This is a genomic window from Dehalobacter sp. 12DCB1 (genome assembly GCF_004343605.1).
Classification (GTDB): domain Bacteria; phylum Bacillota; class Desulfitobacteriia; order Desulfitobacteriales; family Syntrophobotulaceae; genus Dehalobacter.
On sequence record NZ_POSF01000011.1, the window covers coordinates 120,571 to 146,032 of the forward strand.

24 protein-coding genes and 1 pseudogene are annotated in these 25,462 nt (G+C 39.8%); 1 reads left to right on the plus strand and 24 read right to left on the minus strand.

Translation table 11 applies throughout. The features are described from left to right. Positions 1–145: 145 nt before the first annotated feature. The 8 genes from C1I38_RS04105 to C1I38_RS04140 all read right to left on the minus strand — a co-directional run bounded on the left by C1I38_RS04105 (position 146) and on the right by C1I38_RS04140 (position 8,585). Positions 146–826, minus strand: coding sequence for a Crp/Fnr family transcriptional regulator (locus C1I38_RS04105; protein WP_119776254.1), 681 nt, complete (start codon positions 824–826; stop codon positions 146–148). A 404-nt stretch (positions 827–1,230) separates the two neighbouring features. Next, the gene (locus tag C1I38_RS04110) at positions 1,231–2,532 is read right to left on the minus strand and encodes an FMN-binding protein (RefSeq protein ID WP_119776253.1); all 1,302 of its coding nucleotides are present in this window, start codon (positions 2,530–2,532) and stop codon (positions 1,231–1,233) included. 45 nt (positions 2,533–2,577) lie between these two features. Beyond that, positions 2,578–2,880 carry a dehalogenase gene (locus C1I38_RS04115; RefSeq protein ID WP_119776251.1) on the minus strand — a complete coding sequence of 101 codons (303 nt, stop codon included), beginning with the start codon at positions 2,878–2,880 and terminating at the stop codon, positions 2,578–2,580. Positions 2,881–2,907: 27 nt separating this feature from the next. Continuing rightward, positions 2,908–4,212 carry a reductive dehalogenase gene (locus C1I38_RS04120; RefSeq protein WP_119776250.1) on the minus strand — a complete coding sequence of 435 codons (1,305 nt, stop codon included), beginning with the start codon at positions 4,210–4,212 and terminating at the stop codon, positions 2,908–2,910. A gap of 130 nt (positions 4,213–4,342) precedes the next feature. Then, positions 4,343–5,011, minus strand: coding sequence for a Crp/Fnr family transcriptional regulator (locus C1I38_RS04125; RefSeq protein WP_119776338.1), 669 nt, complete (start codon positions 5,009–5,011; stop codon positions 4,343–4,345). A gap of 587 nt (positions 5,012–5,598) precedes the next feature. Further along, positions 5,599–6,900: a 4Fe-4S binding protein gene (locus C1I38_RS04130; protein WP_119776248.1), complete on the minus strand. Its 1,302-nt coding sequence runs from the start codon at positions 6,898–6,900 to the stop codon at positions 5,599–5,601. Positions 6,901–6,934: 34 nt separating this feature from the next. Next, positions 6,935–7,234, minus strand: coding sequence for a dehalogenase (locus C1I38_RS04135; RefSeq protein ID WP_119776246.1), 300 nt, complete (start codon positions 7,232–7,234; stop codon positions 6,935–6,937). A gap of 34 nt (positions 7,235–7,268) precedes the next feature. Beyond that, positions 7,269–8,585, minus strand: a complete 1,317-nt coding sequence (locus C1I38_RS04140; protein ID WP_119776244.1) for a reductive dehalogenase — start codon at positions 8,583–8,585, stop codon at positions 7,269–7,271. 191 nt (positions 8,586–8,776) lie between these two features. On the opposite strand from C1I38_RS04140, the gene C1I38_RS04145 reads away from it, so the two are divergent. Further along, positions 8,777–9,469 (plus strand): Crp/Fnr family transcriptional regulator, encoded by a 693-nt coding sequence (locus C1I38_RS04145; protein ID WP_119776242.1) that lies wholly within the window; start codon positions 8,777–8,779, stop codon positions 9,467–9,469. Positions 9,470–9,679: 210 nt separating this feature from the next. Here the strand turns inward: C1I38_RS04145 and C1I38_RS04150 are convergent, their stop codons facing one another. The 16 genes and pseudogenes from C1I38_RS04150 to C1I38_RS04220 form a co-directional block, all read right to left on the minus strand. Continuing rightward, on the minus strand, positions 9,680–10,048 hold the full coding sequence (locus C1I38_RS04150) for a YccF domain-containing protein (RefSeq protein WP_119776240.1): 369 nt from the start codon (positions 10,046–10,048) through the stop codon (positions 9,680–9,682). Positions 10,049–10,090: 42 nt separating this feature from the next. Beyond that, complete coding sequence (locus C1I38_RS04155; protein ID WP_119776238.1) at positions 10,091–10,645, minus strand: RDD family protein; 555 nt, start codon at positions 10,643–10,645, stop codon at positions 10,091–10,093. A 17-nt stretch (positions 10,646–10,662) separates the two neighbouring features. Next, positions 10,663–11,643, minus strand: coding sequence for a signal peptide peptidase SppA (gene sppA, locus C1I38_RS04160; protein WP_119776236.1), 981 nt, complete (start codon positions 11,641–11,643; stop codon positions 10,663–10,665). Positions 11,644–11,978: 335 nt separating this feature from the next. Continuing rightward, the gene (locus C1I38_RS04165) at positions 11,979–13,367 is read right to left on the minus strand and encodes a reductive dehalogenase (protein WP_119776234.1); all 1,389 of its coding nucleotides are present in this window, start codon (positions 13,365–13,367) and stop codon (positions 11,979–11,981) included. Between the two features lie 16 nt (positions 13,368–13,383). Next, the gene (locus C1I38_RS04170) at positions 13,384–13,695 is read right to left on the minus strand and encodes a dehalogenase (RefSeq protein ID WP_119776233.1); all 312 of its coding nucleotides are present in this window, start codon (positions 13,693–13,695) and stop codon (positions 13,384–13,386) included. Positions 13,696–13,990: 295 nt separating this feature from the next. After that, positions 13,991–15,367, minus strand: coding sequence for a reductive dehalogenase (locus tag C1I38_RS04175; protein WP_119776231.1), 1,377 nt, complete (start codon positions 15,365–15,367; stop codon positions 13,991–13,993). Between the two features lie 16 nt (positions 15,368–15,383). Next, positions 15,384–15,698, minus strand: coding sequence for a dehalogenase (locus C1I38_RS04180; protein WP_199698284.1), 315 nt, complete (start codon positions 15,696–15,698; stop codon positions 15,384–15,386). 125 nt (positions 15,699–15,823) lie between these two features. Continuing rightward, positions 15,824–16,111, minus strand: coding sequence for a helix-turn-helix domain-containing protein (locus tag C1I38_RS14230; RefSeq protein WP_243109293.1), 288 nt, complete (start codon positions 16,109–16,111; stop codon positions 15,824–15,826). Between the two features lie 90 nt (positions 16,112–16,201). Next, positions 16,202–16,543: pseudogene (locus C1I38_RS14235) on the minus strand (cyclic nucleotide-binding domain-containing protein); the annotation flags it as partial. 667 nt (positions 16,544–17,210) lie between these two features. Further along, the gene (locus tag C1I38_RS04190) at positions 17,211–18,467 is read right to left on the minus strand and encodes an FMN-binding protein (RefSeq protein ID WP_119776218.1); all 1,257 of its coding nucleotides are present in this window, start codon (positions 18,465–18,467) and stop codon (positions 17,211–17,213) included. Positions 18,468–18,660: 193 nt separating this feature from the next. After that, positions 18,661–18,978 carry a 1,1-dichloroethane dehalogenase gene (locus C1I38_RS04195; protein ID WP_119776216.1) on the minus strand — a complete coding sequence of 106 codons (318 nt, stop codon included), beginning with the start codon at positions 18,976–18,978 and terminating at the stop codon, positions 18,661–18,663. Between the two features lie 16 nt (positions 18,979–18,994). Continuing rightward, entirely contained in the window at positions 18,995–20,347 is a 1,353-nt protein-coding gene (locus tag C1I38_RS04200; RefSeq protein ID WP_119776215.1) for a reductive dehalogenase, read from the minus strand. Between the two features lie 158 nt (positions 20,348–20,505). Next, positions 20,506–21,183: a Crp/Fnr family transcriptional regulator gene (locus tag C1I38_RS04205; protein ID WP_119776213.1), complete on the minus strand. Its 678-nt coding sequence runs from the start codon at positions 21,181–21,183 to the stop codon at positions 20,506–20,508. A gap of 202 nt (positions 21,184–21,385) precedes the next feature. Further along, on the minus strand, positions 21,386–22,456 hold the full coding sequence (locus tag C1I38_RS04210; RefSeq protein ID WP_119776212.1) for an endospore germination permease: 1,071 nt from the start codon (positions 22,454–22,456) through the stop codon (positions 21,386–21,388). 237 nt (positions 22,457–22,693) lie between these two features. Then, entirely contained in the window at positions 22,694–23,854 is a 1,161-nt protein-coding gene (locus tag C1I38_RS04215) for a Ger(x)C family spore germination protein (RefSeq protein ID WP_119776208.1), read from the minus strand. After that, the gene (locus tag C1I38_RS04220) at positions 23,851–25,431 is read right to left on the minus strand and encodes a spore germination protein (protein ID WP_243103728.1); all 1,581 of its coding nucleotides are present in this window, start codon (positions 25,429–25,431) and stop codon (positions 23,851–23,853) included. The genes C1I38_RS04215 and C1I38_RS04220 overlap by 4 nt, the downstream gene beginning before the upstream one ends. Positions 25,432–25,462 lie beyond the last annotated feature (31 nt).

Below are 25,462 nucleotides of genomic sequence, written 5' to 3' on the forward strand. Positions count from 1 at the left end.
GATTGTCTTTTCTAAGCTTCAAATGGAATTACACTCCCAATAATATAATGCTTCAAATAAAATACAATTTCATAATAAAAAATTCACATGAAAATGCTGATTAGGGATTCAATTGAGATTTAGAAGGGACCGACCTTAATTTTTCTTATGGTTGAACTATTTTCTGTGCGTGATACTGTTTTAATCCCTCAAAATCTACAATATAGTAATATCCGTGTATCTGATTAATATAATTTAATTTTTTTAATTTATTAATCATTCTAATACACGTATTTCTATTGATCCCAAGAATATTACTTATAAATTGCTGACTAATTTTAATATCTAATTTTATTGCATTTTCTTCTTCGATTCCAAACTTTTCGGCCATTGTCAGGAAAAGGTTGCATACTCTACATTCAACATCATAGAAGAGTACTTCACGCAGCTGTGCCACACTCGAGTAAAACTTTTTGGTCAAAGATTCCATAATAAACAACGATACATTCAAATCGTTTGTTATCATATCTAAAAGTTTTTCTCTAGTAATATAAACCAATTGTGTATCCGTAATTGCCTTAAAATAAACAGATGCAGGCCTATCAAAAAGTACATTTGACTCTAAAAAGATACTTCCGGTTTCTAAGATAAATTCAATCTTCTCATTACCTCTGGGTGAATAATCTACACATAATACCCTACCCTTTTGGATATAGTAAAACCCATTAATAATTTCTCCAGGGGAAATAATCACTTGATTTTTTTTAACATAAATTTTTTCTCCAGCTTCGGCAAAGGTTCTTGATGCGTTTTGTAATTTAAGTATAATAGGAAAATTTTCTCCCAAAATCAAAACCCCCAAAATGATTTAGCGTTATGTCAAAACCATTTAACCAAATCATCCAAGAATCCCCGATTTATCTACTTAACCTAAATAAGAAATTTCCTTTTTATAATAAGATTATCATATCCTCTTATAAGAAAAAAGATGTCTAGGTTGCAGTTTTAACTATTTTGCTATCAGAGAGACTGAAAGCTGACGACGGTATTGCCTATCCATAGACTGAAAAAATGACCAAGGCTGAAAGCCAAGGTCAATAGATTTACGACACAGTAATTTTTATCCACTTTAGATTTAAATATTCGATTAAGAAATAGCGTGATAAGCCTGGCATTCACTTATCACAATCATGATGGCGACAGCCGATATTAATACAATAAATAATAAATCCCCCGTGCTTAATTTGCTTTTCATTGTTTAACCTCGATGTTATTCAGTTCATTTACTGATCTTGCTTCGATTCCTTCGGTTCTTTCGGTTCTTTCGGTTCCTTTGATTCCTTGGGTTCTTTCAATTCGCTGAACCTTTTTCAATCTCGCTTTTTCTAGGACCCCTTTTTCTAAAATCCCGATAATATATTTCCTGGGGCGCAATATCATCTCATTGAGTATCAAGCCCGGACAGAAAAACCTGCACCAGAACCTGCTGATAAAGGAAGAACTAAAAATCACGACCGGCAAAATAAGCCACTGGATACCGAATCCCTGCCGTCCAAATAAAGTAGCAAATGGTTCGTAACCGGCAAAACTCGGTGTCTTTGTCAGAAATGCCCCTATCAGTGCCAAGTAGATGAGTATATACCTTAGTTTAGCCGCTTTGGCTTCGATTGCTTTATTGCTGCATTTGAATTTACCGCCGCCCACTTTTGCCGTGATTTCCTGTAAGGCGCCAAACGGGCAAAGCCAGAAACAGTAAACATTCTTTCCTAATATCAAGGTGATAATAGGGATTCCAATTAAGAGGATATACCAAACGAGGTTTTCACGGATGGACGGGAAATTCCCCATTAATAATGCGGCAATGTTGGCAAGGGAAATCGATGTGTTGTATTGAAAGCCAATGAAGACCAAGCTGCCTATCAGGGCAATCCAGCGCAGTTTTCTTTTTTTGAAGGCGACACCAATCACCGCCAGGATGACCAAAGCGATGACGGCGATTTCCTTGGTTCCGAACTTAAACGGCTCTACTTCATCCTTCACATCCAGCCCGAACTCATCCCTGGCTACGGCATGGCTACCCTGGGAGACTGCTTTGGCAATCCCCCGGGAAGAAAAAGTAGCGCCCGATATACGGTCAATATCCTTGTTAACGGACAAGGGGTCCGTGATGTCTTTGCCGATGAATTTCTCCAGGTATTTCTGGTCGATGACCTTATCGATAAAGGACGGCGTATCCTTATGGGCGGCGATAACTGTCCCGACAATTTTCCCTTGCAGGTCGATTCCGGTAACCATTTTAATCGGTCCGCCATAAGCAACTGCTTGCTCGATTACGACGTAACCTATTTTTTCTTCCCTGCCGTTTTGATCTTTCGTTATCCCTTCGTATATAACAGGGGAAGACGCAATCTTTTGAAAAGATTGCGCTTCCGGAAAAACTTGATTCATAAAAGGTATCACATCATTATCTGTATGAGTCCAACTGAAACCCAACGTTAGGAGGAATATAACTGCTGCTGCAAAAACAATAATCTTACTTAATAATTTTTTCATAATTTTTTTTATTTTTGCTCCTGTTAAAGATCTGCCTCACTGCAATTATGCGGCCTCTACTTTATTGGCTTTCTTTTTTGAGGATATTAAAGAATTTAACCGCACTGTAAGGATAATTAGTCCAAGAAGAATGGCTCCGAAGATTAACAGTCCCATACCGGCAGCCTGCATCTCGCCTTCACCAATGCTGCTGACGATCCAAGCCAGGGTAAAGGCTCCCCACAGTACGGATATGGAAGTCAAAACCCAGCGAGTTACGGACATTTTGCCTGCAGCCTGGAACTTGATATAGACAAACCATAGGGATGATACCATGAGTGCACCCAGAATTAACCAGAATATGATCATCATTCTCTCCTCTTTTCTAAAATATTTTTACTTATTCCAGAAGTTCTTTGTCGCATCTGAAGCACTCACTTTTCCGTATCCAAACAGATCATCAAAGAACCTTAGGATTGGACGGGCTGGCGTTCTTGTTCCCAGCTTCACGAAATCATGGTGCCATTCATCAAGTTTGTTATATGGACATACTTTAACGCAGATTCCACAGTCAGTTCCAACTTGTGCCCATTGGGACAAGCATTTTTCGGCATCTAAAGCCCATTTTTTTACACCGCCACTTGTGGATACCGTTATCGTTTTAAAACTTGGTTCTTTGTCATGCGATATCGCTTGCGAAGGACAAGCGTCGGCGCACTTCCTGCAGGTTTTACAAAATTCTGCAACCCCGAAAGTAATCGGTTTATCAACAGCTAACGGCAAATTCGTAAAGATTTTGCACAATCTGACTCTTGGTCCATATTTAGGCGTAATGAGGATCCCAATTCTGCTAAGTTCTCCTAATCCTGCGTGAACGCCCAAGGGAACACTTAATGCTGTATCATTGCCGCAAGGTATGGCCCGATAACCTAATCTTCTCAAGAAAGTTGCCACCTTATGAGCCGTTACACCCATATTGGAGTAGATATTGCCGGCAGAAGCACCTTCAAGCAGAGCCGGAGCAGCTTGAAAACTTTCATAATTCATTTCAAAAGCCATTACGATTACGTTTGTCGGTTCAAACGGGAAGACATTTGGTTTTAAAGTCGCCGTCTTCGGGTCAGTGATAACATCCGTGTAGACCCATCTATCATCATAGGGTGCGATTCCTACTAAATCTGCTCCAAAAAAGGTGGCTACCTTTTTTACCACTTGGCTTGCAAGTTCAGGCGTTTGAAATTTGTAAACATTAGGACTTACTTTTCCTTCCCAGTTATATAATCCTAAATTCGCGAATCCAGGAGCATGATAGCCATTGACATCATCCTCAACGGACCAAGCTGCATCATCCATAGCATATTCAAGCTGACCCCAGCCCTCTCCGCCTTCTTGAGGGATTTCACCGGTTTTTTTCCCGACATACTTAAAAAAGTCTGCTTGAACAATTTGATCCCCGCGAAAAGCTCTCATAAACACAGTATTCTTTTGATTATAACGTTTGTAATCACTCGAAATCTCCATCGGCATCGTATCATGTTGTTCAATGCCTGCAGCATTCGCTACGCTGTTTACCCCAGGAAGCTCGTAACCTAACAAAGCCGCACCAGCTGCCCCAACCCCCATTCCTATAGATTTTTTCAAGAAGTTCCGCCTACTCAGTCTTAACTTTTTTCCATCAGAATCCTGTTTGACCAAAGTCATGTTTTTGCCTCCTTTTTTCTTATTTAATTCAAAATACCATGGAGAAAAAAAGAGAACCAGTAGTCTGGATTACCGTAGTAAGCCCAAATTACTAGTTCGTATATCTGAAAAATCGTATTTAGTAAGAAAATTATTTAATCTTTTGTCTTGCCTGGTACTGTTCTAGTCCGTTTAAATCCTTGATATAGTAGTACCCGTCAATTTGCTCAATATAATTCATACCTTTAAGCTTTTTGATAATTTTGATACTGGTAATCCTATTGATCCCGAGTAAATGGCCAATAAATTGGTGACTGATTTTGAAATTCAATTTAATCATGTTCTCTGTTTCAATACCATAAGATTTGGCCATTGATATAAAAAGATTGCATATTCTCCATTCAACATCATGAAAAAGTAATTCTTCTATTCGAGACATGCTTGAAAAAAATTTCTTTGTCAATGATTCCATAATAAATAATGATATATCCAGATTATTTAATATTAATTCCATAAGTTTATTTTTGGATAGATGAATGATATAAGAATCTTCAACTGCTTTGAAGTATGTAAAAGCCGGAACATCGAAAAGCAGATTAGACTCCAGGAAAATACTTCCATCTTCAAGAATGAATTCTATTTTTTCGTTACCTTCAGGAGAGTATTCTATACATAATACCCGTCCCTTTAAAATATAATAAAATTTGTCAATGATTTCGCCTGGCGAAGCTATCGTTGTATTTTTTTTGTAAAATTCTTTCTCTCCCGCTTCAATTAAAGTCTTTGATACTCTTTGTGATCTGAGGATGCTAGAAAACATTTCTTTCAAAATTAATTCACCCCCTAAGACCAATTTCCAGAAAATCAAATTGGAGAGTCTCTATCTTAGATCAGTTTTTATTATTTTAGCTATCTCTACTTTTTAAATTAATATTACACTCTTTCAATATTTTTTACAAAAATAAAAATAATCTTTTGCCCTATAGGTCCATTTGTTTTACATAGAGTTAAAAAAGACGGTTTTCGATTGCAATACCGCCCATTCTGTCCATTAATCTATTCACAATTAATTACACCAATATCTTCATCTTCCGGAGGTAAAGGCTCAGAACATTTTTAAGAAATAATATAATCCCGCCTAACATTCAGAATATAGCAGAAGACAGAGATTAACTAGTAGTCCAGACAACTAACGACCCTGGCTTTTGATCCGTTATATCCTTTATCTGGATATCCTGAAATTCGCCAACGTAAAAATGACCAAGGCTGAAAGCCAAGGTCATAAGGAAGTTAGGATATTCGATTAAGAAATAGCGTGATAAGCCTGCCATTCACTTATCACAATCATGATAGCGACAGTCGATATCAATACAATAAATAATAAATCCCCCATACTTAATTTTCTTTTCATTCTTTGACCTCGATGTTATTCAATTCATTTGTAGATCTTGCTTCGATTTCTTCTATTCCTTTGGTTCCTTGGGTGCCTTGGGTCCTTTGAGTTCTTTTAATTCCCGGAACCTTTTTCAGTTTTGCGTTTTCTAAGCTCACTTTTTCTAAAATCCCCATGATATATCTCCTAGGACGCAAGATGATCTCATTGAGTATGAGCCCCGGACAGAAAAACCTGCACCAGAATCTGCTGATAAAGAAAGAACTAAAAATCACAGCCGGCAAAATCAGCCACTGGATACCGAATCCCTGCCGGCCAAACAAAGTGGCGAATGGCTCATAACCGGCAAAACTCGGTGACTTCGTCAGGAATGCACCTATGAGTGCCAGGTATATGAGAATATACCTTATTTTAGCCGCTTTGGCTTCGATTGCTTTATTGCAGCATTTAAATTTACCGCCGCCCACTTTTGCCGTGATTTCCTGTAAAGCGCCAAACGGGCAAAGCCAGAAACAGTAAACGTTCTTTCCTAATATCAAGGTGATAACCGGGATTCCGATTAAGAGGATATACCAAACGAGGTTTTCACGGATTGACGGGAAATTACCCATGAGAAGTGCGGCAATGTTGGCAAGGGAAATCGATGTATTGTATTGGAAGCCGATGAAGACTAAACTGCCTATCAGGGCGATCCAGCGCAGTTTTCTTTGTTTGAATGCTACGCCGATCACCGCCGGGATGACCAAAGCGATGACGGCAATTTCCTTTGAGCCAAACTTAAACGGCTGAACCTCATCCTTCACATCCAGACCGAACTCGTCCCTGGCTACGGCATGGCTGCCCCGGGAAATGGCCTTGGCTATCCCCCGGGAAGAAAAGGTAGCGCCCGATATCCGGTCGATATCCTTGTTAATGGACAAGGGGTCCGTGATGTCTTTGCCGATGAATTTCTCCAGATATTTCTGCTCGATGACCTTATCAATGAAGGATGGCGTATCCTTATGGGCGGCAATAACCGTCCCGACAATTTTTCCTTTGAGGTCAATTCCTGTGACCATTTTAATCGGACCGCCATAAGCAACCGCTTGCTCGATTACGACGTAACCAACTCTTTCTTCCTCACCGTTTTGATCTTTTGTTCTCCCTTCGTATATAACAGGGGAAGACGCAATCTTTTGAAAAGATTGCGCTTCCGGAAAAACTTGATTCATAAACGGGATGATATCACGATCTGTATGAGTCCAACTGAAACCCAACGTTAAGAGAAATACAACTGTTGCTGCAAATACAATGATTTTATTTGTTGAGTTTTTCATTTCCAGCTCCTGTTAAAGGTCTGCCTGACTAAAATTATGCGGCCTCTACTTTATTGACTTTCTTTTTTGGAATCAAGGAATTCAACCGTACTGTCACGATAACTAGGACAAGAAGAATCGCTCCGAAAATTAACAGTCCCATGCCTGCGGCCTGCATCTCGTCTTCTCCAATGCTACTAACGATCCAGGCCAGGGTAAAGGCTCCCCACAGTACGGATATGGATGTTAAAATCCAGCGGGCCACGGACATTTTGCCTGCAGCCTGGAATTTGATATAGACAAACCAAAATGATGACGCGATGAGTGCTCCCAGGAACATCCAAAATATTATCATTTTATCTCTCCTCTTCTCATTAATGCATTTACATTTATTTCCAAAAATCCTTTACGGCCTCAGCAACCGTTGCTTTTCCGTATCCAAACAGATCATCAAAGTACCTTAGAATCGGTCTTGCAGGCGTCTTCGTAGCAAATTTTGCTAAATCATGGTGCCATTCGCTCGGTTTGTTGTATGGACAGACTTTAATACAGATTCCGCAGTCAGTACCAGCGTCAGCCCACTGTGTTAAGCATTTCTCAGCATTTACGGCCCACCTTTTTACACCACCATTTGTGGAGACCGTTGAGACTTCAAAACTTGGTTCTTTATCATGGGTTATCGCTTGCGAAGGACAGGCATCTGCACATTTCCTGCAGGTCTTACAAAACTCCCTGACCCCAAAAGTAATCGGTTTGTCAACAGCCAAAGGCAAATCGGTAAATATTTTGCAGAACCGCTGTCTCGGTCCAAATTGCGGAGTGATAACAATTCCTATTCTGCTGAGTTCTCCCAGTCCGGCATGAATCGCCAAAGGAACGCTCAAGGCAGTGTCATTGCCGCAGGGTACGGTTTGGTAACCTAGAGCTCTAACAAAATGGGACATCTTATTTACGACAACACTCATACTGGAATAAATATTTCCGGCAGACGCAAGTTCAAGAGATGTCGGGGCAGCTTGGAAGCCCTCGTAACTCATTTCAAGAGCCATGACAATAACACTTTTAGGTGTAAACGGGAGATCATTAGGAACGCTATCCATCTTTTGCATATCGTATACACGTGAAAATACCCACCGCTCGTCATAAGGGGCAATTCCTACCAGACTCGCACCAAAGAATTTTGCAGCCTTTTTAACGGCTTTACTTGCAGCTTCAGGGCTCTCAAAAGTGTATTTATCAGGGTTTACTTTGCCGCTAATTTGCGGGTTCTTCCATTCGTATAATCCCTGACTGGCAAAACCTGGAGCATGATAACCATTGATACCATCCTCTACCCCAAAGGCACCGACTTTCATAGCCTCTTCAAGTCTGCCATAGCCGTCTGCTACCTTATTCGGTATTACGCCCATGTGTTTTCCGAAATAAGTGTCAAATGAAGGTTTAACTATAGGATCTCCCGCCATTGCACGCATAATCACATTGTATTTTTGATCATACCGTTTGTAATCTGCGGAAATTTCCACCGGATACGAATCATGCTCTACGACCTCTGCAGCATTGGCTATGCCATCGTAACCTAACATAGCTGCACCTGCTGCCCCAACCCCCATTCCGACTGAGGTTTTTAAGAAACCCCGTCTACTAAATTTTTTGGGAATAGCCTTTTCTTGTTCTGTGCTTTCAGTTTTTTCTTTACCGAAATCCATAGTACATCTCCTCCCTAAAATATTTTTTTCTACCAATAAGTTATCATTTCTCAAAATTAATAGTAGAAGTCCACACTACAAATGTAGCCTAGGCTACATTTTTATTTGTTTTGATAAAAGTATAATTAGTGTGTGATAATATTAAGGTAGAAAGGAAAAGTACTATATTAATATTGGGGAGTTTGGTTTTTATGAAATACTCACCCGTTGAAGAATTCTCAAGAATTTACAAGCTAGATAACTTTTCCAAAACATTTATTGAAAATGGTAAGGAATTATTCTTTAAAAAAAATTCAGTTATTGCGTCTCCAGGAGACGTCACGGAAGGATTTTATTTTGTCAAAGAAGGCAGAGTCATTGCTTCTGAATTCTCTCCCAAAGGAAATGAACGGATCATATGCATTCTTGAGAAGAGCAGTATTTTCTTAGAATCCAATGTTCTTTTTAATGTTCCGGTTTTTTGTTACTTTAAAGCAAGTATAGATACCACGCTAGTCTTTATAAAGAAAGAAGATCTATTGGACCTATTGGCAAAAGACTTAAATGTAACGCTTTTTCTCTTGCAATCCCTTACAAAGAAATTTTATTCCAATATGAATCATATTGATGAATTGCTCTATCACGATACAGAATGGGGGATGTGCAACCTTTTTTTAACATTAGCCGAAAATTTCGGAGTTGAAGAAGACACAAAAATCAAGTTAAATATTAAAATCAGCCAGCAGTTTATCAGCAATCTTCTCGGTATAAATCGAATAACGACATTAAGGATTATAAAAAAATTAAAGGAATTAATGTTAATCGAGCAGACGAACGGGTATTACTATATCAAAGACATCCAGCAGTTAAGGGACTATCAAACGAGTATCTATACGCAATTATAAATTTCTATTGCTTTAAGGAGTTTTACCTGATTATGCTGTTTAGCTGCTGAACAGTGAAAAGTGATTCAATAACTGCATAATGAATGATTTACATCTACTTATCCATACATGTTTTTCTCATTTTCGATAAAAGGCAGCACTACTAAAAAGAACGCCTAAAAAGACGTTCTTTTATTCAACAAACTTAATTGGGATACCTATGGAAATGATTTATTTGTCCACGATTTTTGCCCCAAAAGGAATCAAAGCCAACTGGGCAAACTTAAAATGCTGGAGCCCAAACGGAATGCCGACGATGGTGACGCAGAAAATAAGGCCGATAATTAAATGATGTACGGCCAGCTCCCATCCCAGAAAAATCAGCCAGAGAATATTTAAAAGTAATCCCCCGACCCCAAAGCCGCCAAGGATAACTTCTTTGCCGAATGGCCACAAAACAAGCAGGGATATTTTAAAACACTGAAGGCCAAAAGGAATGCCGACGATGGTGACACATAAAACCACCCCTGCCACAAACCACAGAATTGCTCCGATAATGCCGCCAAATAGCAGCCAGATTAGATTGCCGATAAAGTTCATCTTTGTTTTCCTCCAAATATTGGGCCGGTCGCATAGAATTGCTTATTCCGCATTGGCACTCAGTGCCACCGGGATCTGAACCCATCTGCCCCTCTTTTTATCCTCAGTATAAACCACATAGGTATCGCCGATGATATCGGTCAAGGCCTGTTTCCGAGGATGAAATGCGCAAATCAAATAACCCAGGTAGGTGCCGAGCAGCTGTGCCAGTGTTCTCCCGACGACTTCCCGCATAGCGACTGCAGACCAGCTGAGCGGGCTGCCATCTTTGCTTATAACTTTAATTCCCATGATCATCTTCCCGAGTGTCTGTCCGAAATACATCGTCAGCAAAACGAAATATATACTTCCCCAGATGCCCGGAAAGAGTGCATTGATCAGGACAAATGATTTAATGGTTGTTGTTTCAAGACCTGCAGGCCATATAACCCGGAAAAATATCTGACTGCTCATCGCAATGACTGCCAGATCAATGATAAAGGCCCAGAATCTGGTCCAAAAACCAACGACTCTTAAATCTACAACATTGACATTTTCCATTGTATTTGCACTTTCCGCTGTCTGATCACCGCTATTTGTAATATAATCAATATCCATGGCTGAATCACGCTCCTTTAGCGATACAGGTACATCACGGTAGGTACCGCGCTGTCCTGCAAATCCTGTTTGATTCCCAAGAAATCAAGTTGGGGAGACACCATGGAGAAGAGCCGATTCAAATTAAACAGCGTTTCATTTTGATATTGGATAACGTTTGGATCACTTTCGTTAATCATTTTTGCTGCTTCAGCAATGGCTCCGTCCAGATCACCGATCTGATCGATGAGGCCCAGCGATTTAGCCTGCGTCGCTGTATACACTCTTCCATCGGCGACTTTGATGACGGTCTGCCGGTCCATTTCTCTTCCTTTTGCCACTGCATCGACAAAATAGCCATAATACTCATCAATGATTCCCTGCATGATCTGCTTTTCTTCTTCCGTCGCTTCACGCATTGGATTCATGATGTCTTTGTTTTTGCCGCTTTTGAAAACAATTTCCTCAACACCCAATTTTTTTGCCAGCTCGCTGTAATTATACGTGCTCATAATGACGCCGATGGATCCGGTCAGCGTATCCCGAGTCGCCAAAATTTTATCCGCAGGCATCGAAATAAAGTAACCGCCTGAGGCTGCCAATGTACCCATGGAAACAACCAAAGGTTTTGGGTATTTTTCTTTTAAACTGATCAATTTCTGATAAATCTCATCACTTTCATACACACCGCCGCCAGGTGAATCAACTGCCAGGACAACCGCCTGAATCTCAGGATTGGTAAAGGCATCTTCGATTTCCTGTAAAAATATCTGGTGATTATAGGTATCGGTGGCTGACAATGAATCACTTGTGGACTGAATGGTTCCGTTGACGTTGATCAGAGCAATCGTTTTACCGGTTCCTTCCTGATAAGTCCCGGTGGTGAATGAGGGTTCCGAAGGCAACAGGGATTTTTCCAATTTTCCCATGTTTGCTCCTCCGGAAATAACATCTGTCTGTACGTATATCACCAGTAAAACAACGATAACCGCGATAGAAATCCAGCGTTTTTTATTCATACTCTCCTCCTACTGTTTTTCAACATTGATCATAAATTAAGATTGGATATGATTTTGTATCTCTTAGATCTTATTCTATGCAAAACCTTTCGTATTTAAAAACGGAACTATTTCCTTTTCTGTCAATATAAACTTTTAGAATAATTCGCTAAATTTCTGCTCTTTCCTTCAAAATATCCATATTTAAGACGATAAACCTCCCGGAGCACATCCCCAGGAGGTTTACGGATTTTCCTCTATCACGTTTTTGACAAGGTTTCAGGATTTTTTCGTAATCGGCAGCCACACCAGTATAGCTGGCAAAAGATGTTTTGTTAAACGAAGTAATGAAGACTTTACTTCAATACAATAGTTTCTGGAATTTTGTACATTTCCGGATATTCAAGCCACCATTTATAATCCAAGATCTGCTCGGTACCATATCCGAACATATCATCAATCGATTTAAGGAGACTGGCTCCTGCCGAATTCTGGCTTCCGATCCAAGTCCCCGCTTGATGGAACCATGAATCCTCCTTGGAATCCCATGGGCAGACTTTCATGCACCGTCCGCAGGAAATACCTTCTTCGTTTGATGTCCGGAATATACTGCACTTTTTAGAATTGACGTTCCAGCGCAAGTATCCGTTATATTCCACAGGATCGGCATCATAGGAAATGGCTTGAGCCGGACATTCCGCTGCACATTTTTTACACACTCTGCAGAAATCCTGCAAGCCAAAATCGATTGGCTTATCCGGAGCAAGCGGCAGATCCGTAGTAACGACAGCAGCTTTATGGCGGAATCCGAGCCGGGGATGGAGACTGGTGTTACCTGTGCGGCACATCTCCCCCAACCCGGCTGCGACAAGACAAGGGGTAACTGCCAAAATGTTATTGAAAGCATGAGAGGCCCTTGCATTATAACCAAGCCTGCGGATGTAATTTGCTATGATGACAGATATTAAAGCTGTAGCGATATAAGCATTAAAGGACTGCGCATCACTGATCCCGTCATAGCCAGTGGAACCCAGCATCGTTTCTAAATGTTGGTCTTTCACAAAGCCGATGACATATGGCAACCGTTCGGTTACAGGTTCGATGCATTCCTCTAGAGGTTTTTTCGCCATACCTTTCACATCTAGACAATGATAGGAATAGTAGGCATATTCCGGCATTTTGCCAATTGCTATATCGTCTGCATGCAGAAAGTACCCCAGATCTTTAATGTGCATTGACATTTGCTCGGGATCAGGTATCGCCAATTTATCCGGATTAGGCTTTCCTGTTCCTGCCACAGCTGCCGGCGTAGCAAGAAGAACAGCGGCTTGACCAATTGCTGTGTTTAAAGGGGATCTCGGAGTTTGGGTCAAGTATCCTCGAAATGCCTTATCTCCAACCCCGTTAGCTCCTTCTTCACCAAGTAGATGTCTTAATGTCAGTCCAGTAGCATGGTCAGCTTCGCTGATATTCTTGATCTTTCCAACGATCTTAGTGGTTCCCAACCATTGATCATTATGTTCCACATAGCGTACTGTAGCACTGCCCATATCGTGCACAGGATGAATTTTGGACCATTGTCCTTTTGGCGCAGCAGCGTACTGCACAGTGAAGTTGTTTGCTGCACTTGCAAACTTACCAGGTGTTTTTAATATTCCGGCAGCACCAAGGAATGTTGCTGCAGCGCCGGCTTTCAGAAAATTCCTTCGGTTGATTTGAAGTTGTTTTTTTTGCTCACTACTCATTCTTGTTCACCTCTTTTCAAGCTTGTTCAGTATTTGCCTTTTTCGTTTTTCCAATCGTGATGAAGCCTAACAAACGTGCCAGTACAACTGCAAGGACGATAGCTAATCCTCCAAATAGGAATATTGCAGTACTCGTTGCTTTAACATGCCCTACGGATGCGTTGATGTAGATAAAGGAAATTCCCGTCCAGGTAACAGCATACCAAATCACGAATAAGACCCAATTAATTACTGTTCTCCACATTTGCTCCATTTTGGCGCGAGGTTTAATAAAAAGAATTGCGGCTAAAAATAACACGCCAGCTATAAAAATCAACAATGTACCCATCATTTTCACCTCCTCTCTTAGCGATTTGGTCAATCCGGATGACTAGGTACATTGTACAAAATAAGGTAATTAAATGATTCAATCTAAATTGAAAATGATAATATTTTAGGTAAACTGCATATGGGACAATTGCTGGATTGATACAGATAATAAAATAATAACAGTGAGTATGTAGAAGAAAGGTTAGTCCCCTTTGCTTGGTGGCTAACCTTTCCGCGCTTCATCTCTTCTTTGTCCAGACACACGTGGAGTACTCAGATGAAGGAAATCGCTCCATATTAAGCGTTGAATATGCTTATTTTACACCTGTCAATGAAGCCCTTGTTGTAGTTAATGTTTCCGGAATTTTGTGATTTTCCGGCCATTCAAGCCACCATTTATAATCCAAGATCTGCTCGGTGCCATATCCGAACATATCATCAATCGATTTAAGGAGACTGGCTCCTGTCGAATTCTGGCTTCCAATCCAGGTTCCCGCCTGATGGAACCATGAATCCTCTTTGGAATTCCATGGGCAGACTTTCATGCACCGTCCGCAGGAAATACCTTCTTCGTTTGTTACCCGGAATATTTGGCACGTATTAGAATTGACGTTCCAGCGCAAGTATCCGTTATATTCCACAGGATCGGCATCATAGGAAATGGCTTGAGCCGGACATTCCGTTGCACATTTCTTACACACTCTACAGAAATCCTGTAAGCCAAAATCGATTGGCTTATCCGGAGCAAGCGGCAGATCCGTAGTAACGACAGCAGCTTTATGGCGGAATCCGAGCCGGGGATGGGCACTGGTGTTACCTGTGCGGGATAGCTCTCCCAACCCGGCTGCGATAAGACAAGGGGTAACTGCCAAAATGTTATTGAAAGCATGAGAGGCCCTTGCATTATAACCAAGTTTGCGGATGTAATTTGCTATGATGACAGATATATTAGCTGTAGCGTGATAAGCATTAAAGGACTGCGCATCACTGATCCCGTCATAGCCAGTGGAACCCAACATCGTTTCTAAATGTTGGTCAACCATAACGGTGATGACATATGGCATCCGTTCAGTTACAGGTACGACGCATTCCTCTACAGGTTTTTTCGGCAAATCAAACGCGTTTAATGTATGATAGGAAAAGTAGGCATATTCCGGCATTTTGCCAATTGCTATATCATCTGCACGCAGAAAGTAACCCAGATCTTTAATGTGCATTGACATTTGCTCTGGATCAGGTATCGCCATTTTCTGAGGAGCAGGCTTTCCTTCCATAACTGCCGGCGAAGCAATAGGACCAGCGGCTTGAGCAATTGCTGTGTTTAAAGGGGATCTCAGAGTTTGCGTCATGAATCCTCGAAATGCCTTATCGCCAAGTTTACCTCTTAATAGCAGTCCACCACCACCGTCAGCTTCGCTGATATTCTTGATCTTTCCAACGATCTTAGTGGTTCCCAACCATTGATCATTATTTTCCACATAGCGTACTGAAGCACTGCCCATATCGTGCACAGGATGAATCTTGGACCATTGTCCTTCTGGCGCAGCAGCATATTGCACACTGCTTGCTGCACTTGCAAACTTACCAGGTGTTTTTAATACTCCGGCAACACCAAGGAATGTGGCTGCAGCGCCGGCTTTCAGAAAATTCCTTCGGTTGATTTGAGGTTGTTTTTTTTGCTCACTACTCATTCTTTTTGACCTCTTTTCAAGCTTGTTCAGTATTTGTCTTTTTCGTTTTTCCAATCGTGATGAAGCCTAACAAACGTGCCAGTACAACTGCAAGGATAATAGCTAATCCTCCAAATAGGAATATTGCAGTACTCGTTGCTTTAACATGCCCTACGGATGCGTTGATGTAGATAAAGGAAATTCCCGTCCAGGTAACAGCATACCAAATCACGAATAAGACCCAGTTAATCACTGTTCTCCACATTTGCTCCATTTTGGCGCGAGGTTTAATAAAAAGAATTGCGGCTAAAAATAACACGCCAGCAACAAAAATCAACAATGTACCCATCATTTTCACCTCCTCTTTTAGCGATTTGGTCAATCGGATGACTAGGTACATTGTACAAAATAAGATAATTAAATGATTCAGTTTAAATTGAAAATAATCATTTTATAAATGATAATATTTTACAAATGCTAATTAGTGCCATCATGTTTGAATAATTGTGTTTCTTGTGTTAATTCTTCCAGCTTTCTGATATCAAAAATAACGATCTTGTCTCTCTTCTTATCTAAAATATGAAGCGTGTTCAGCGTGCAGAATACTTTGGAGACGGTTACATAATGAGCTCCGGTTATTTCAGAAATATCTCTCAAGGGTAAATTAATGTTGACCTCGATATGATTATTAACAGGCTTCCCCTGAGAAACGCATAATTGATAAATCAATTTCACAATCCGTATTGTCGGATTTAAAAAGTCCATCTCGGCCGCCTGTTTCATAAAGAAATTGCNTTTGGCANTCTCATTTNTCATTATTTNAAAGANAAGATTTCCGTCCATATGAAAAATCTTTTCAAGCTGTTCCCAAGAAAAAAAACATAGTTGGCTGTCTTCTAAGGCTANAATATAAGCNNCCATACGATTGTCGGAGTTNTNTTGAAATAAATAGTTGAACATACAATGTTNGCCGCCAAAATAAACCATTCGTTCTCGNCCATCGCTGAACAGAAANTTTACTTGCAATTTACCGGTAAGCACATAGATAAATTTANGGATTNNTTCACCCGGTNAAACAACTAAACTATCTTTTAAGTAAGATTTGACTGTGCCGTATTCAACATACTTCTGCAATTCGCTTATCGGATAAAATGTATCCGGAATACCCACCTTCCATTTTTCGAAATTCTCCTGCATAATTCCCACTCCTTTCTTACAATTGCCTTTTTATCATTTATTTCAAAGCTTTTGTGTCAATAATCATAAATTTAGTATAAGCTTAATTTATGAAAAATTCTTCAATTTATACTTATTTTGCTTTGCGATGCCATACGCACCAATAAACCATGACAACATGCTCCTAAGTGTCCCGGTCCCGGCTATTATAACAAAAGGGTGTATTTGTTATATTGAGGGTGCGGCTAATAAAGACATCCTGGCCGAGCTTGAAAGAAGGCTCGATAAATTTTCAATTGACGGCACATATTAATATACCAACTGAGATAACCATTATACGGCAATGGATCGACTGGACTTTCACTAGTTAAATAATTCGTGCTTAGCTAGGCCGCGACACAAAAACAACTGACAAAATTTTTGTCAGTTGTTTCTGTTAGTAGTCAGAAAAGCTATTCGGCGGTTTTCAGTATGATATAGTGGGCAGGATCAGCTCTAAAAAAGCTCATAGTAATTAAAGCGGCATTGCTGGCTGGATACTTGACTAAGGGATAGTTTGATAAGCCTGCCATTCACTTATCACAATCATGATGGCAACAGCGGATATCAATACAATAAATAGTAAATCCCCCATGCTTAATTTGCTTTTCATTCTTTAACCTCGATGTTATTCAATCATTTACAAATCTTACTTGGATTCCTTCAATTGCCCAATTCTTTTGGTCCCTTTGATTTCCGGAACCGTTTTAAACTTTCCTTTTTCTGGGACCCCTTTTTCTAAAATCCCTATAATATATTTCCTGGGACGCAAAATGATCACATTGAGTATTAACCCCGGACAAAAAAATCGACACCAAAATCTCCTGATTAGAAGTGATGGAAAGAGTACTAGGGGTAGGATAAACCATTCGATGCCAAAACCTTGTAACCCAAATAAAGTTGAATAAGGCTCATAACCGGCAACGCCAGGGGATTGAAGTAAGATGGCAGCCAATAATGCAAAATATACCAGGGCATATTTGATCTTAGAAGCTTTTGTTTCTATTTTTTTGTTACAGCACTTAAAACTGCCTCCGCCGATCTTACCTAAAATTTCCTGCAAAGCACCAAAAGGACAAAGCCAGAAGCAATAGAGGTTCCTGCCGGCCACAAAGGTAATAATTGGGATACCAATCATCAGAATATACCAGACCAGATTTTCCTGGATGGAAGGGAAGTTACCCATTAATAGGGCAGCAACGTTAGCCAGAGAAAAAGGAGTATTAAATTTAAAGCCTATAAAAATTAGGCTGCCAATTAAGGTTACCCATCTTAACTTTTTGCTTTTTAATACAACCCCAATTAACATCAAAATAACCAACAACAATACAGATATTTCTTTTAAACCAAACTTAAAAGCAACTTCCTCATCCGAAACACTCAATTTAAACTGGGTTCTTGCTACAGCGTGACTTCCTTGGGAGATTGCCTTAGCTATTCCGCGGGAGGTATAAGTTGCCCCAGAGACACGATCAATATCTTTTTCAATGTTCAATGGTTCAGTAATGTCCTTGCCAATAAACTGCTTTAGATAGCCATGTTTCAAAACCATCTGAACAAAGGAAGGTGTATCTTTATAGTTTACAATAATTGCTTTTTGAATTTTCCCTTTCAAATCAATTCCTGTAGCCATCTTAATCGGGCCGCCATAACCCACTGCCTGATTAATGACTACATAGCCAACTCTTTGCATCTTTCCATCTCTCCCTTGAACTATTCCCTCATATGTTAGGGGAGAAGACGTGACCTTTTGGAAGGATTGGGCTTGAGGAAGGACTTCTTTGGCAAATGGCAGCAAATCTTTTTCGGGTATCACCCAACTAACAAATAATGAAATTACTAATATTAATATAGCAATGATCTTAATCACATTTTTTGTTTTATTCTCTACTTTTTTGTTAATCATTGTGACTTTACCCCATCTTTTGTACCAAATAAATGTTCGTCTGAAGGTTCCAACCTGCCTATCTGTTGGAATCTATAAATCCATACAAAGGGGAGGCGTTCCCTCCCCTTTGTTGTAATAAAACTTTTAATCTTACCTTAAAACCCTTTATGATAGCTATATTGCCAAGTACTTATTTGCATTACTTAGGGCTTTATGCACTTTGGCTTACTCCATCAGTATGATTTTTTTTAGATGTAGGAATTCCTCTTATAATTATTACCCTAGTTATCGCTCCGATAACAACTGCAATAGCCCCAAACATAAGAATACCTACGCCTGCAGATCGAGTACTACCTTCTAAAAGGCAACTCCATGACCAACTAATCGCAAACAATAAAACCATAAAACTTAAGACAATTCCTGCCCAGCCAAGCCAGGTAATCGAATATTTTGTACTCTTCCGTAAGATGTTGACTCCCCAACCGAAACCGGCAACCAATAATCCCAGGATAAAAGTCATCAGGGCCATTTTTCATTACCTCCTTTTATTCTTTCCACCAATCTGTTGCTGCTTGTTCATTATACAGTTTTCCATATCCAAAAAGATCATCCATATTTTTCATGATTGGCGAAAGACCAGGCGTCCCTGTTATGCTCCTAACTAAGGTATGATGCCAGCCCTCTGGCTTAGTATATGGACAAGCAGCTATACAAGCTCCACAGCATGACCTGACGTTATCATCCCCCCAACAACTCCAGCACTTTTCCGGGTTAATATACCATTTCTTTACTCCCGAAGCTGAACTTATCTTACTAGGTCCTACAGTTGTTTGTGCATCATAGCTAATAGCCTGAGAGGGGCATAGTTCGGCGCATTTTTTGCAGCTATTGCAAAATTCAGTCACTCCGAAGGAAATAGGTTTATCATGATTTAAAGGCATGTCAGTAAATACTTTGCAGATTCTAACACTTGGACCAAGGTCAGGAGTAACAAGCAGCCCCATCCTGCCTAATTCCCCTAGACCCGCCTGAATAGCCTGCGGTATGGATATTGAAGTGTCACTTCCGATTGCAACCGCATGATATCCCAGATCTTTAATAAATATGGATAAACTAAACGCAACTACCCCGCACATGTTATAAGCTCTTCCTACTTCAGCCGATCCTAAAAAGGTCGGAGCACAACTCATTCCTTTATACTCCATGGGAATAGTCATTACGATTGCATGTTTGGGTTCAAAACCAAAATCCGGAGGGGTAAATTTCTGAACTTCACCGTTAAACGTTTCAGTATAAATCCAACGTTCATCATAAGGAGCTATACCGACTGAATGAGCACCAAAATATTTAGCCATCCTTTTTACTGCCATCGTTCCTTCTTCGGGACTTTTTACCCCGGGGGAATGAATATTTCTATCCGGATCACCCCACCTAAACAGAAAATCGATCAGTTTGGGACGCCAGGCATACAACCCCGTATTGGAATTACCGCTACCATTTTCGCCATTAACGTACCAGTCAAGAGCAAAGCTTGCACGAGCAGCCGCACCATCAAGTACAGTATAACCAGGTGATTCAACTCCATCATAACCATTGAATCTGTGTGAGAGAAAATGCTCTGCCATTTTACCTACCTCGGGATCTCCACTTCTTGCCCGGCCAAACATATGATTACGTTGGTTGTAGCGTTTGTGGTCTGCAGGGATTTCATAGGGAATTTCATCGTGTGTCTTGATTACTCCTGCATATGCTTGTTTTGGATCGACAAGTGCCCCCCCTTCCAAGGCAACAGTCGCAGCAGCCATTGCAATACCTGTAGAGGCTCCTAATTTAAGAAATTGTCTGCGATTGACTTTTGTTGCCGGCTCATCAGGAATAGATTTTTCTTCTTTAGCCATAACCAAACCCTCCTTTTTTCTACATTATATAAAAAAGGAACTATCGCGTCTTTTGCATAAAAAACGCAATAATAGTCTTTATAATCTCCATTTTAATGTAGCATTAACAACAAAAAAACGGCACTAATGTGCCGAAGGTAAGTTCCCAAATAAAAACTCTAAAATGTTTCTTCAAAGCTAGGTTGCTCATAAATCTTACGGGAAAACAATATTTTTTTTCCTTGTTTTTTAATAATTCCTCGTTTGTAGTATTCACATAGTAATCTAGAAATTGTAGTACGGTTTACGTTTAGAATTTCGCTCATACACTCATGGGTTAGCTTTATTTTAGGCTCAAGCCATTCGTCCTGGCTGGTAGTATTATAATCACTTACTGATTTTAACAAGAGTGTTAGTCTTTCTTCAACATTTAAGAAACTAATTGAAGCCACTCTTTTAAAAGTATAATAATGCTTTGCACAAGCCTGTCTCATTAACTTAAGCGCAAATTCGGAGTCTGTTAAGAACAATTCAATTGCTTTATCCTTATTGAGATAATAAACTTCACAATCGGTAACACTAATAGAAGAAGATGGGTTTGGCAATTCAGAAAAGAGGCCCATATCCTCATAAACACAGCCCTCCCTAAAAAAAACCATTATTTTTTCGTCGCAATACTCATTACGTATAACAATTTTTATAATTCCCTTATAAATGAAGTAGAGCCGGTTGCTCATATCATCTTGAACTGTATTTACAGTTTCTGGTTTAAGAATTTTTCTATATCCATTCTTACTAAATATTTGAGTGAAATAATCAAAATCATCGTAGAATTTTTCGGTAGGAAAAAAAAGCATTTGCCAATCCCCCTATTTATAATATTTTAAATCAGGACTATAAAGTCTCATATATTATACCCAAATTATACTCTATTAACTTTGATAATAATGTCTCCTTGAAAACAAATAACTAACAGCCTAACCAACAAAAACGATATAGGCTGCAACAAAATTGATAGGTCTTGCGTAATTTAAAAGGGGCCATCCTGCCACTCATTATTTACTTCAATCTTGTTTTTATTTCAGCTCCGGCCAGAATTATCAAAGGCAAAATGACCTGAAAAGGCAAAGCAAAATATTTATAAATATCCAGCCAATCATACATTTCAAGTATATTGGCAAAAAGAATAATCGCCAGCGTCATCATTAACAATCCCACGGGGATTGCCAGCTCTTTATAATTTTTAATATTTACAATCTTTGATATTCCAATTGAAGCCGCAAATATGCATACACATAATTTTACAAAAAGATCAAGTAAAAACGCCAGACCGATTAAAACTTCTATTCTGGTGAAAAACTCCCCCAATGATATTGTGCTGACTGCAGCATAAGAAGCAAAATAAAACGTATCGAGCGATAATCCCAAGACGAGGGTATTTCTAAAACCTGCGGCAAGAAAAATAAGTGTGCTGATAACGACGCCATAAATATAAATTTTGTAGGGGTTGCTGTTTGCTTTTACCGAACCGAATAAAACGGTAAAAAGTACTGTTTCAGCAAAAGGAAAGGAAAATAATGTAAAAGCGCTTTCCATTAAAATATTAAATTCGGTGCCAGCAACAGGCTTAAGGTTGCTAAAATTCATGGATTTGATCGATATAAGAAGAGTCACCGCCACTGCCACGAGGACGACCGGCAAGGCAACTCTGGTCCACCTTCCCAATGTCTCCACACCGCTTTTTATCATCCAGACACTCAGCGCGAAAAGGAAAACCAAAGGGACTATCTTTGGTGTTTCCGACATGGCGACGACGTGAATAAATTCTGAAAAGTTCCTCATGAGTAACGTGCCCAGAGATATCGCGTATAAAACGTATAAAAAAATTATGGCCTTTCCCAAAAATTTTCCGAAGACGTCAATGACAATGGCGTAAAGATTTTTGCCCGGATACAAGCTTACAATTCTTGCATACACCATCATCATTGGAGCAAACAGAACCAGGGCGATAAGAACCGCCAGCCAGGTATCCTGTTTTGCTTTACTGCCGGTATACATAAGCGAGTTGCCTAAGATGAACATAATCAAAATGTAAATTGCCTGTTTTGTTGAAATTAAATTTTTTTGCATCACTTTGTCCCTACTTTATTCCCAAAATCCAGATGACAATGTCTTTAACTGGCTCTGCCGGGCTGGGAATCTTGACACCCAATCCATACAGGATATTTATAACCAATGTAAATAAAAAAACCGGCATGTAAATAAGTAAGGACTTTTTATTATTCCTTTTCCTTTTCATTAAGGGTATTATGTCAAAAATCAGTATAGCAAGGTATAAAAAGCTACAAATTATAATATAACGCAATTTTATCCACCAACTTTAACCTTCGATTTCGACAGCCCGGTGTTTATTATTTCCACTTCTGCTGAAACGTCGATATGGAGTGATTGAAACAAACTGTCCCATTGGGGTTTTATTTTCTTCCAATAATCAGGATTGTTCTTATATATGGCGCTTCCGAAACCGAAGATATCACTGTCATATTCCCGTTGAACTTTTGTAATCAATTGTTTAATATTTGCTTCAATGGTTGCTGATGCTTTTTCTTCTATTTTTTTAATCCCGCTTTCCGTATTCAGGTCGGCTGATGTTTGCATTTCACCCAACGCAACCTGCATTTTGATCTCAATTTTCATTTCAGGCAATTTACCGGTTAAAATCGGTGTGACTTTTGTTTTGCTGTCTATAATCTCAAGGCTTATACCAGGAGAGGCAGATTCCATATTGATTATAAGCAGCCCGCTAGTCACCTGGTTTTTTATAAAAACCAGGTATTTTGATTCATCGCTCCCAAGATAACCCAGCAGCTTGTCTTTTTTAAAAACTGCGGTACCACCAAGTTCGGTGATTTTATCATTTTGATTATTTGCAATATCCAGCGCAGGTAGTATTAATGAGGTTCCTTCGCCACCCAACATATTATTGGCCTGGTATAATTGCACATAGGCTGTTTTCGACAGAAACTTGGGATTGTTCTTATCGATATTACTAAGAGCATAAGAAGTTATAGGATTGTTAAGACTTTTTTGTTCGATCACCTCTTTTGCTGTCTTCTCTTTGGAGATAAAAAGATCAATCGTGATTCTGGGTTCAGAATCTCTGTTAAGCCAGTCCAAGACCGGGGCTATGCCTTCGCGTGCCAGCTCATTGCTGATGATCACTGTTTTACAGTCTCCGTAATACAGTTTTTTATCGGATTTCTTTAGGGCATTTCTGACCGCGTCAAATATTGTATTTCCATCCGATTCAATTAATTGGGATTTTACAGCTGGTCCCTGCGCACCGCCGCCTCCTGATTGACCCAATATCTCGAAAGTCAAATGATATCCGGTACCGTCGCTGCCTTTATCAAAGGCCGTTCCGGTAACAACTGCAAGGGTTTCCAGTTCTCTGTAATTTGCGCATCCGGTCATCAGTATTGTAATAAAGATTGACAAAAAGATTAAAACTTTTCTTTGCCTTTTCATTCCGGATCACCGTCTGAATTGCTTCTGGTTTTATCAACAGCCATAAATTGGGGCCTTTTCATCATATTCCACCATGGTGACCTTATATACATATCTTGTTTACTCTGTAAGCCGTTCATAATAGGGATTCCAAAAGACCGTATGTTGAACAAATATATCATTAGACCCATCATGCCGAAAATATATCCGTATAAGCCGAGTATCGAAGAAAGACACAGCAATATAAAGCGTATGATAATAATTCCGCCCTTAATTCTGGGTATTAATAGACCGGTAATACCGGCCGTTGCCACGATGACAATCACAGGTGCGCTGACCAGCTTGGCATCAACGGCAGCCTGTCCGACAACAAGAGCACCGACAATACTCAGAGATTGACCGATATTGCTGGGCATTCTGTTTCCTGTTTCCCGCAATATTTCAAACATGATAAGCATCAAAAACATTTCAACTACCGTAGGCATAGGAACACTCTGACGGGCCATTATAATACTCATCATCAAGGGTGTTGGCAGCATTTCATGATGAAAGCATGTTATTGCCACATAAACAGCCGGTGCACTTATTGTCAGCAAAAACCCGAAGATTCTTAATAACCTGCCTATCGACGCGAAAAAATAATTGAGATAATAGTCATCACTGCTCTGAAAGTGCTCAATGAAAAGATGGGGTAGCGTTAACACAACCGGAGTGCCGTCCAAAAACAGCGCTATCCTGCCTTCTAAAAGCTTCGCTGCAACAGTATCAGGTCTTTCCGTACTTCCGATTGTCTTGATGGGGGAATAGGGTTCTTCGTCGATAAATTCACTGATATAATTGACATCCAACGTGCCGTCAATTGAAAATCTATCGAGCCTTCTTTCAAGCTCGGCTAGGATGTCTTTATTCGCCACACCCTCAATATAACAAATACACCCTTTTGTTTGCGTTCTGGCTCCGAATACCTTGAATTTCATTTTTAAATCCTGTGTTCTGAGTTTCCTCCGAAGCATCGTTAAATTGGCCATGATGGATTCATTAAAGCCTTCACGGGGACCCCTTAAAACCCTTTCTGCCTCAGGTTCTGCAATGGCTCTGGTTGTCCAGCCTTTTGTATTTAAAATAAGAGCATCGCTGTATCCGTTAACCAGCAGCACTGAATCCCCATACACAATAGCCTGAATAATTTGATAAAAATCAGATGTTTTATCAACGCTGCCGGATAAGGTGACCTGCTTGGCAATAACATTAATAAGGTCGGATGCTTTGGGATCGAACCCGTGTTCCAAAAGCGGCTGTATAATATCTTCATTTAATAATTTGTTATTAACCATGCCGTCAATATAAAAAACGCAGCATTTAATCGTAGTATCCGTTTGATTTTCAATATAACGGGTGATCAGTGTTTGATCATCTTTAAAAATGTTTTTGATGAGATCAATATTTGTATTTAAATCAGTCGTTAGAATTGGGTGGTTGTTATCTTTAATCTTTGAAGCGTAAATTTTCCGAATCCACATCCAAAATACACTTCCATCCGTACTGTGATGCATGGCTTCAATACTGTATTGTACCAATAAGACATATAGTTTATTCATTTTTTTAGCTAACACTTTTTTAGGAGCCTAT